Raw genomic sequence first — 8,491 nt, 5'->3', positions numbered from 1 at the left:
AAAAATGCTTAATTTAAATTATATTTCGAATAGATTTTATTTTGAGGAAAGACGAAAAAGATTGGAATTATTCCTGATAATTTTGTATAATAAAGAATAATAGGGAGTAAAGAAGTAAAAAAAAGGAAAGGGGAGATTTCCAATGAGGAGTCAAGGGGTAAATTATAAAAGATGAAAAAGAGACAACAGTCCCACCGTGCCACAAAAAAGTGGTAAAAGGAAATGAACTTTGAAAACTATAAAAACAGTTAGTTATCACCTTAACTCCTTGATTTTCAGTTAATGGTATCGAGATGGGTCAAAAGTAGTTCCATCCCGATACATAGCAAATAATATTTTAGTTAAGTCAGCACAAATAGGTATTAAAGATGATTTATGTATATGATGCTCTTTGAAAATTTTGAGATATTTTTGTTTTGCTGGTGGGAAATGTCTGACGAATTCACCAGCAGCGACATATACCCATTTTCTGCCGTAAGGAGTACCTGTTTTGGAGACATGATAACCTTTACCTTTGCCGGCAGAAGATTTCCAAACAATGTCTAATCCGAACCAGGCAATAACCTTATCAGCATTAGAGAAATCATTTGGGTTACCCAGTTCACTAATAAAAGAAGATGCTGGAATAACAGCAACTCCTGGGACAGTTAATAGATGTTGAGGCACCTGTAAAAAAATATTTTTGATATTATTTTCTAATGGGATAAGAATATTGTCCAAAGAGTTGATAGATTTAACCAGAAGAGAGAGATTAAGAGAAAGTGCTTGTTGAATAAGAGGGATACCGAAACTATTCTGGGCATTTTCTTTAAGTTGGTTAACTACTGGCAGACCAAATTTTCCATGACTGACTTTTCTTATTATGTGTGCAAGTTTATCTCTTCTAGTTTTGCTTAATAATTGAGGAGAAGAAAATTGTTTTTCCAGCAAATAAAGGATTGTTTTACAGAAGATATCTTTGAAGGTATTTTCCCATTCTGGAAATAGTTGATAAATATATTCTCTGATGCGATAAGAGAGATTTGTTTTAGTATCAACTAAATGGGTATATAATCTAGTTAGTTCTTTCAAACTGGTTAAATGTTGTGATAGAATTTTAGTTGGCTGTGCTTCACCTTTAAGATATAGTTCCAGAATTTCTTTACAGTCGATTTTATCAGTTTTAGTTTTACGGATTCTTCCTTTTACGATAAGCACCAGTTTGAGAAGCACTAACGGTAAAACATTGATATCCAGAAGAAGTAATGTGAAAATATAAAGGTTTCCAGAAGACATTAGTTGCTTCAAAGACAAATATAGGATTTTTTCCATAAATCAATGTTTTATCCAGAAGTTTTTTCATTCCAGGGAAAGAGACATTTTCAAATGGGAAAGCTTCCATAATTTTGCCATTTTGACAGATAAGTGCCTGGCAAATATATTTACCAGGGTCAATCGTAACGATAAGATTGTTTTTTTAACATTTTATTTTCTCCTTTTGAAAAAGAAGGAGAAGGTGATAACCAGAGATAAGGGAGTAGCCGTCGGTCGTAGCCCAATGGGCGAGACACCTCCTTTCTGACACCTGAATTTTTTAGGAAAAGAGATTTAATCTCTTTTGTGTCAGATAAAGAGAAAACAGGAAACTTTATGGTCTGTAACCTTGCTTTTGATATTCGGTCAGAGCCATTTGGTCTATTCAAATGGACAAAGCCGTAATTTCCGTTATTTTCAGTAACTACTCCATAAAGTTTTCCGTAGAATGCTCTCATTTTATTCCCTTTTAAAGGGTAAGGAAAACGTGCTACTCTCTTTTCCCTGTTTACTGATATATTAAAACACAAAAAACAAGAAGGAGAAAGAAGCAAACTCCGTCTCGCTCTTATAAAGAGCAGGAAAAATATCCGCTTTCTTTACCCTTCCTTAAAATTAAAACCTTTAAAGAGTCAGCTTTTATTTCCTGCATCGGTAGGGGATTATTTAGAAGAAGGACATTTAGCACATGTAGTAGATGAGATAGATTTAAGTTCTTATTATAAGAATATACCGAGTGTAGGGAATCCGTCATATCATCCGGCATTGATGATAAAGATATGGTTTTATGGATATGCGACAAAGGTATATAGTTCAAGGAAAATAGAGGAGAAACTTAGAAGTGATATAGCGTTTATATACTTATCAGGTATGGAGAAGCCGGATTTCAAGACGATATCAGAATTTCGTCGGAAGAATATAAATGCGTTAAGGGATACATTTGTAGAGATATTACAGATATGTAACAGAATAGGGATGACACGATTAGGGACGATATCAATAGATAGCAAAGTAATGAAAGGGAATGCAAGTAGTGAAAGGACATATACAGAAGAAGAGATAATAAAGGAGTAGGAGGAATTAGAAGGAGCGATAAAGGAGTATTTAGAGAGGGCAGAGCAGGTAGATGAAGAAGAAGACAAGAGATATGGGAGTGAAAAAAGTGGGAATGTGCTTCCGGAAGGAATAAGAGAGAAAGAAAAAAGGATAAAGGAGATAGAAAAGGAGATAAAGAAATTGGAAGAAAGTAAGAAGAAGTTAAGAGAGGGGAAAAAGAAGAAAATAAATCTTACAGATGCATCGGTAGAATTTCAGAAAGACAAGACAAGACAAGACAAGGAAAATACATGGTTATAGAGCACATACAGCAGTAGATTCAAAGGAGTAAGTGATAGTGGCTAATGATGTAACAGAGAAGCAGAGTGATTGTTGTCAATTGATACCGATGGTAGAAGAAGTATTAAAGAATATAGAAAAAGTAGTACCTGAGAAGAGGGAAAAGATAAATATAGTTGCAGATAGTGGATATAGTAGTGGTAAGAATTTTGCTTCATTAGAAAGGAAGGAATATAAAGAGAAAATAGAGGCATATATACCAGATGTAATAACATAACAAAACAGGAAAGGGATAGGTAGTTCACATAAACAGGATAATAGATTTGATAAAAGTAATTTTATATATAATAAAAAGGAAAAGATATTAATTTGTCCAGGTGGACAGGAGTTGCATCATATAGGGAGAAGCAAACACAGGGAAGTAGTATATGATACATATGGGAATGTTAGGGAATGTAAGAAGTGTGAGTATTATGGGGTATGTACAACCAGCCCAAGAGGTAGACATATATCAATATCAGAGCATGAAGGATTGTTTAAAGAAATGAGGGAGAAGTTATCAACAGAAGAAGGGAAAGAGATATATGGGATACGTAAAATAACATTAGAACCAGTTTTTGGGAATTTAAGTCAGAATTTAGGATTTAGGGAATTTGTACTAAGAGGGAAAGAGAAAGTAAGAGGGGAATTTTCATTGATGTGTACAGCCCATAATCTTTTGAAGATAGCAAAATTTGTAAGAAAGAGTGGAAAGAAATTAGGAGAGTTGTTAAGAGAAAGAGAAGTATTATCAATAGGTGCAACATAGAAAAAAATAGGAAGATAGAAATAAAGAAAATTAGGAATTTTTTCTTTAATAATAGTTAGAAAAAAGGAAGTTGGAGTAAATAGATGTATTAGAACAAAAAAGAAATAAAAAGATAAGTATAATTTTTAAAGGTTTTTGTTGAACATTTTGAAAAAAAATAATTATTTTTTCTATTTATGACACAGATTCCTAACCCCGTTGTGCTTGCTGAAATCCCCCTTAATCCCTCCGCCAAAATGCGCGTCGGACAGGCCTTTCTAAAAGGGGGAAACGTAAAATTCCTCTCCGTTGTGCTTGGAAAAAACGTTAAACACCAACTCTGAGAAACAAGGTAAGCAACTTCAGTCGGTTTAAGAAAGGGAGAAAATTGCTTCTTCCCCTGGAAAGTACTGCCAGTCCATCTTTACGCCAAAAATCGCAGCGGATTCGCCATGTTTTGTATCGAATGAGGCGGATTCAAAACGCGTATTTTAGCGTCCGATGCGCTTTTTAGCGGACGAAGAACAAAGGACAAAAATTTTTTAAATTTTAAGTTGTATCTTTAACTTTTCCGCTTTTAGTTTTACATTTTACTATTTTTCTTTGTTTTCTAATGGGTAAGAACCTAAAACTTTTAAAAATACACAATTTTTTTCAAGTTCTTCTAATGCACTTTGAACTTTATCTTCATCACAATGACCAATAAAATCAACAAAAAATACATAATCCCATGCTCTTTTTTTACTTGGTCTTGATTCTAATCGTGTTAAGTTAATTCCTTTTTCTTTAAATGGATATAAAGAATCATAAAGAGCACCGACTTTATCTTTTATAGAGAAAATTATTGATGTTTTATCTTTTCCTGTCATTTTTGGAGAGTCATTTCCTATCACAAGGAATCTTGTTATGTTTTCAGTAAAGTCCTCTATTTTTTCAGCCAGGACAGGTAATTTATAAAGAGATGAAGCAATTTCAGAACCAATTGCTCCTGTATTTTTCATTTTCTTCGCTTTTTTTACAGCATTTGTGGTGCTTTCTGTTTCTATCAATTCAACATTTTCTAAATTTGATAATAACCACTTTCTACATTGAGCAAATGCCTGAGGATGAGAATAAATTTTTTTAATTTTTTTTAATGAACTTTCATTTGAAAGAAGATAATGATGAATTTCAAGTAAAATTTCCGATGTTATTTTTAAATTGCTTTCAAGAAACATATCTATTGTATATGTAACCACTCCTTCCACAGAATTTTCAATTGGAACAACACCATAATCAACTCTATCTTTTTCCACTTCTTTAAAAATATCCTCAACTGTTTTTGCTGAAATAAAGTTGCATTTATTACCAAATTTTCTGAGTGCTGCCTGATGTGTAAAAGTCCCTTCCGGACCAAGAAAGGATATATTTAATGGTTTAAAAAATCCTCTATAAATTTTGAAAATTGTGGACATTATTAACTCAATATCTTCTTTTTTTAGATACTTAAATCTTTTTTCAATGTGTTTTTCTATAATTCTTTTTTCTCTTGAAGGGTCAAAAATTGGTTTATTGTTTTTATTTTTAATATCAGTTATTTCCTTGACTTTTTCAGCCCGAAGGTCTAAAAGTTCAAGAAGTTTTTTATCAATCTGGTCAATTTCTTCCCTTTTTCTTTCAATTTCATCCATTATTTTCTTCCTCTAAAAATGTTTTTTTTATTATTTCTTCTTTTACAACTACTCCTGTTTTAACTTTTCCAATTTTTTCTGGTAGAACAAATCTCAAATTCCCTTTTCTCACTTTTTTATCATACCATAAATTTTCAATTATTTTATCTATGTTATTTTTACCTTTAAATTCGGGAAAATTGAAACTACTTACAATATTTTTTATTCTCTCATATGTCGCTTTTTCACAAAAGCCAAGTTTAAAGGCAATAAATGTTTCATATACCATCCCATTTGCAATTGCTTCACCGTGATTGAATTTATAATTATCTAATACCTCAATTGCATGTCCAATTGTATGCCCAAAATTTAATACTTCGCGAAGTCCTGTTTTTTCTTTTTCATCTTTTTTAATAATATCACCTTTTATTTTGACACATTTTTCAACAATTTCTGGTAGATATTTTTTTATATTTTCTTTATTTTTTTCAAGCAATTCAAAAATTTTTTTGTTTTTTATAACACCATATTTTATTATTTCAGCAATTCCCTGCTTCATTTCTCTTTCAGGTAATGTTTTTAATGTTTCAAAGTTGATAAATATAAATTCTGGTTGATAGAAACTTCCAATAAGATTTTTTTTATTGTAAAAATTTACTCCTGTTTTCCCACCAATAGAGGCATCAACCTGAGCAAGTAAAGTGGTGGGTATTGTGATGAAATTTATTCCTCTCATATAAATAGAAGATACAAAGCCAGATATATCACTTATAACTCCTCCGCCAAGAGCAAGTATTGTATCATCTCTTGAAAAATTATTTTCATAGCAATAATGAAGTATTTTCTCAATATTTTTAAGGTTTTTTTCGTTTTCCCCGCTTTTCAAAATAAATTTATAGACATCTCCATTTTTTGAAATAACCGACCTTAATTTTTCTCCAAAAAGAGGATAGACATTTTTATCACTTATAATTAGAAATTTATCACCATTTGATTTTAGTTTTTCAGGTATTTTTTCAAAAGGAATATCAATAAAACATATTGATTTTTTTTTCTCTTCAATTTTAATTTCTATTTTTTTCATTTTCTTTTTTCCATATTTCAATTATTTTTTCGCCTGCTTGTTCTGGTGAAAGAGAAGTTGTATCTATTTTATAGTCCGCTTTGTCATAATATTTTTTTCTTGAATTTATTAAATATCTTATTGTTGAAATTGCATCCTTATTTTTTAAGAGTAGTGGTCTATCTTCTGTTGTTGATGTTCTTAAAAGAATTATAGATGGTTCTGCTTCAAGACAGATAATAATTCCACTTTTTTTCATGTTGTTATAATTTTTTTCTCTTATTATTGCTCCTCCACCTGTTGCAATTACACAATTTTCTTTTTTACATATTTCGTTTATTACTTTTTCTTCCAATTTTCTAAAATATTCTTCTCCTTTAACCTGAAAAATTCTCGCAATTCTATCTTTTTCTCTTTCCTCAATTACTTTATCAGTATCTATAAATTCCATATTCAATTTATCAGCGACAATATTTCCTATAAGTGTTTTACCTGTTCCCATAAATCCAGTCAGAATAATATTTTTTTTCATTTTTTATTTGACCAGTATTTTGATATTGATTTGAGATAAAAATTATAATTTGTTTTTACATCTTCAATTGTATCTCCTCCAAATTTATTAAGAATTTCATCAGCAATTAAAAAGGAGAGTATATTTTCACCAATAACTGATGCAGGAAATACAACACAAATATCGCTTCTTTCATAAATTGATATTTCTTCTTTTAATGTTTTAATGTTTACTGAATTCAATGGTTTTTTGAGTGTTGGAATTGGTTTTAATGCACATCTAATAATTATATTTTCCCCGTTTGTAATTCCACCCTCTATTCCACCTGCATTATTTGTTTTTCTATAAATTTTTTTACTTTCATCATAATAAATTTCATCGTGAAATTGAGAACCAAATTTTTCAATTCCTTCAAAACCGATACCTATATTTATTCCTTTTACCGCTGGGATACTCATTAAATAAAATGAAATTTTAGCATCAAGTCGTCTGTCCCATTGGACATAACTGCCAAGTCCTGGTGGCACTCCTTCAATTATAATTTCAAAAATACCACCAATTGTATCTCCATTTTTTCTTGCTTTTTCTATTTCTTTTATTATTTCTTTTTCTTTAATAAAATTTCTTACTTCCGATTTCTCAATTAAAGCATAATTTCTTTTTACCTCGTCCCATGTACTTTTATCTTTAACCTTACCAACCTGTATAACTCTGCTGAAAATATTTATATTAAAATCCTTTAAAAATTGTTTGCAGATATTTCCAATTGCAACTCTCATTGCTGTTTCTCTTGCACTGCTTCTTTCAATAACATTTCTTAAACCAGTATATTTATATTTAATAAATCCGGGCAGGTCTGCATGTCCTGGTCTTGGAATAAAATTTTCTCTTCCATGCCCTTTTTCAATATCCATAATTTCTTTCCAATTTTGCCAGTCCTTATTTTTAATAATAATTCCTATTGGGCCACCTGTTGTTTTTCCATTTCTTATGCCAGAGATAATTTCTACTTTATCTTTTTCAATTTCCATTCTTTTTCCACGCCCATATCCTCTTTGTCTTCTTTCAAGTTCTTTATTAATTTCAGAAATTGAAATATCCATATTTGCAACCATTCCTTCTAAAATTCCAACTAAACATTTTCCGTGTGATTCACCACTTGTTAAAAATCTCATTTTTTCTCCCCATTTTTAAGGAAATTATATAACGATTTTTTCATTATATCCACAGGGGCTTTTTCTCCTGTCCATATTTCAAAAGATATTGCTCCTTGATAAACAAGCATTGATAAACCATTAACATATGGAAGACCTAATTTTTCTGCTGTTTTAATCAACTCCGTTTTTCTATTATAAACAACATCATATATAAAAAATTTTTTCTTTATAAATTTTTCTTCTATTAAAATTGGGTCATTTTCTTTCATACCAACAGATGTTGTATTTATAATTACATCTATTTCGTCAAAGTTTATGTCATTTCTTTTTTCAAATGGTATTATTTCAACATTGTTAAAATTAAAATTTTTTGTAAGATGTTTTTTAAGTAAAATTGCCTTTTCTAAGGTTCTGTTAGTAATAAAAATACCTTTAATATTTTCTTTGATAAGACAACCACTAATTGCCCATGCAGTTCCACCAGCACCAATTAAATATATTTTTTTTCCTTTTAAATTCATTTTCCCATCTTCTTTTATTGACCTTACAAAGCCTTTTCCATCTGTTATATATCCAGTTAATTTCCCATCTTCGTTTTTAATTGTATTTATTACTTTAAGTAGTTTTGCCTCTTCACCAACCTCATTAACAAGAAAAAAAGCATCTTTTTTATGCGGTATTGTTAAATTTACCCCT

At 30.4% G+C, this 8,491-nt stretch carries 12 protein-coding genes; 4 read left to right on the top strand and 8 right to left on the bottom strand.

Annotated elements, in window-relative coordinates:
• Nucleotides 1–279 precede the first annotated feature (279 nt).
• The 3 genes from PLW95_07465 to PLW95_07455 are packed head-to-tail and all read right to left on the bottom strand — an operon-like array spanning nt 280 to nt 1,751.
• Nucleotides 280–1,197, bottom strand: coding sequence for a transposase (locus PLW95_07465; protein ID HOV22492.1), 918 nt, complete (start codon nt 1,195–1,197; stop codon nt 280–282).
• Complete coding sequence (locus tag PLW95_07460) at nt 1,169–1,381, bottom strand: hypothetical protein (GenBank protein HOV22491.1); 213 nt, start codon at nt 1,379–1,381, stop codon at nt 1,169–1,171. Before PLW95_07460 ends, PLW95_07465 begins: the two co-directional genes overlap by 29 nt.
• Before the next feature lie 49 nt (nt 1,382–1,430).
• Nucleotides 1,431–1,751: a hypothetical protein gene (locus PLW95_07455; protein HOV22490.1), complete on the bottom strand. Its 321-nt coding sequence runs from the start codon at nt 1,749–1,751 to the stop codon at nt 1,431–1,433.
• Nucleotides 1,752–2,022: 271 nt separating this feature from the next.
• On the opposite strand from PLW95_07455, the gene PLW95_07450 reads away from it, so the two are divergent.
• From PLW95_07450 to PLW95_07435, 4 genes are all read left to right on the top strand, one after another.
• The gene (locus PLW95_07450; protein HOV22489.1) at nt 2,023–2,367 is read left to right on the top strand and encodes a transposase; all 345 of its coding nucleotides are present in this window, start codon (nt 2,023–2,025) and stop codon (nt 2,365–2,367) included.
• Between the two features lie 96 nt (nt 2,368–2,463).
• On the top strand, nt 2,464–2,649 hold the full coding sequence (locus PLW95_07445) for a hypothetical protein (GenBank protein ID HOV22488.1): 186 nt from the start codon (nt 2,464–2,466) through the stop codon (nt 2,647–2,649).
• Between the two features lie 37 nt (nt 2,650–2,686).
• Complete coding sequence (locus PLW95_07440) at nt 2,687–2,905, top strand: hypothetical protein (protein HOV22487.1); 219 nt, start codon at nt 2,687–2,689, stop codon at nt 2,903–2,905.
• Nucleotides 2,906–2,995: 90 nt separating this feature from the next.
• Entirely contained in the window at nt 2,996–3,436 is a 441-nt protein-coding gene (locus PLW95_07435; GenBank protein HOV22486.1) for a transposase, read from the top strand.
• A 572-nt stretch (nt 3,437–4,008) separates the two neighbouring features.
• Here PLW95_07435 and pheA read toward each other — a convergent pair.
• The 5 genes from pheA to PLW95_07410 all read right to left on the bottom strand — a co-directional run.
• Nucleotides 4,009–5,085, bottom strand: a complete 1,077-nt coding sequence (pheA, locus tag PLW95_07430; GenBank protein HOV22485.1) for a prephenate dehydratase — start codon at nt 5,083–5,085, stop codon at nt 4,009–4,011.
• The gene (gene aroB / locus PLW95_07425) at nt 5,078–6,148 is read right to left on the bottom strand and encodes a 3-dehydroquinate synthase (protein HOV22484.1); all 1,071 of its coding nucleotides are present in this window, start codon (nt 6,146–6,148) and stop codon (nt 5,078–5,080) included. Before aroB ends, pheA begins: the two co-directional genes overlap by 8 nt.
• Nucleotides 6,129–6,659 carry a shikimate kinase gene (locus tag PLW95_07420; protein ID HOV22483.1) on the bottom strand — a complete coding sequence of 177 codons (531 nt, stop codon included), beginning with the start codon at nt 6,657–6,659 and terminating at the stop codon, nt 6,129–6,131. Before PLW95_07420 ends, aroB begins: the two co-directional genes overlap by 20 nt.
• Nucleotides 6,656–7,813: a chorismate synthase gene (aroC, locus tag PLW95_07415; protein HOV22482.1), complete on the bottom strand. Its 1,158-nt coding sequence runs from the start codon at nt 7,811–7,813 to the stop codon at nt 6,656–6,658. The genes PLW95_07420 and aroC overlap by 4 nt, the downstream gene beginning before the upstream one ends.
• Nucleotides 7,810–8,491 (bottom strand): shikimate dehydrogenase (locus tag PLW95_07410; protein ID HOV22481.1); only part of this gene is annotated, 682 nt, incomplete at its 5' end. The genes aroC and PLW95_07410, both read right to left, overlap by 4 nt.

It is taken from the genome of bacterium (assembly GCA_035370465.1).
Lineage (GTDB): Bacteria > Ratteibacteria > UBA8468 > B48-G9 > JAFGKM01 > JAGGVW01.
The sequence above is the reverse complement of the archived record's forward strand: the minus strand, read 5'-3'. Positions and strand labels throughout refer to the sequence as shown.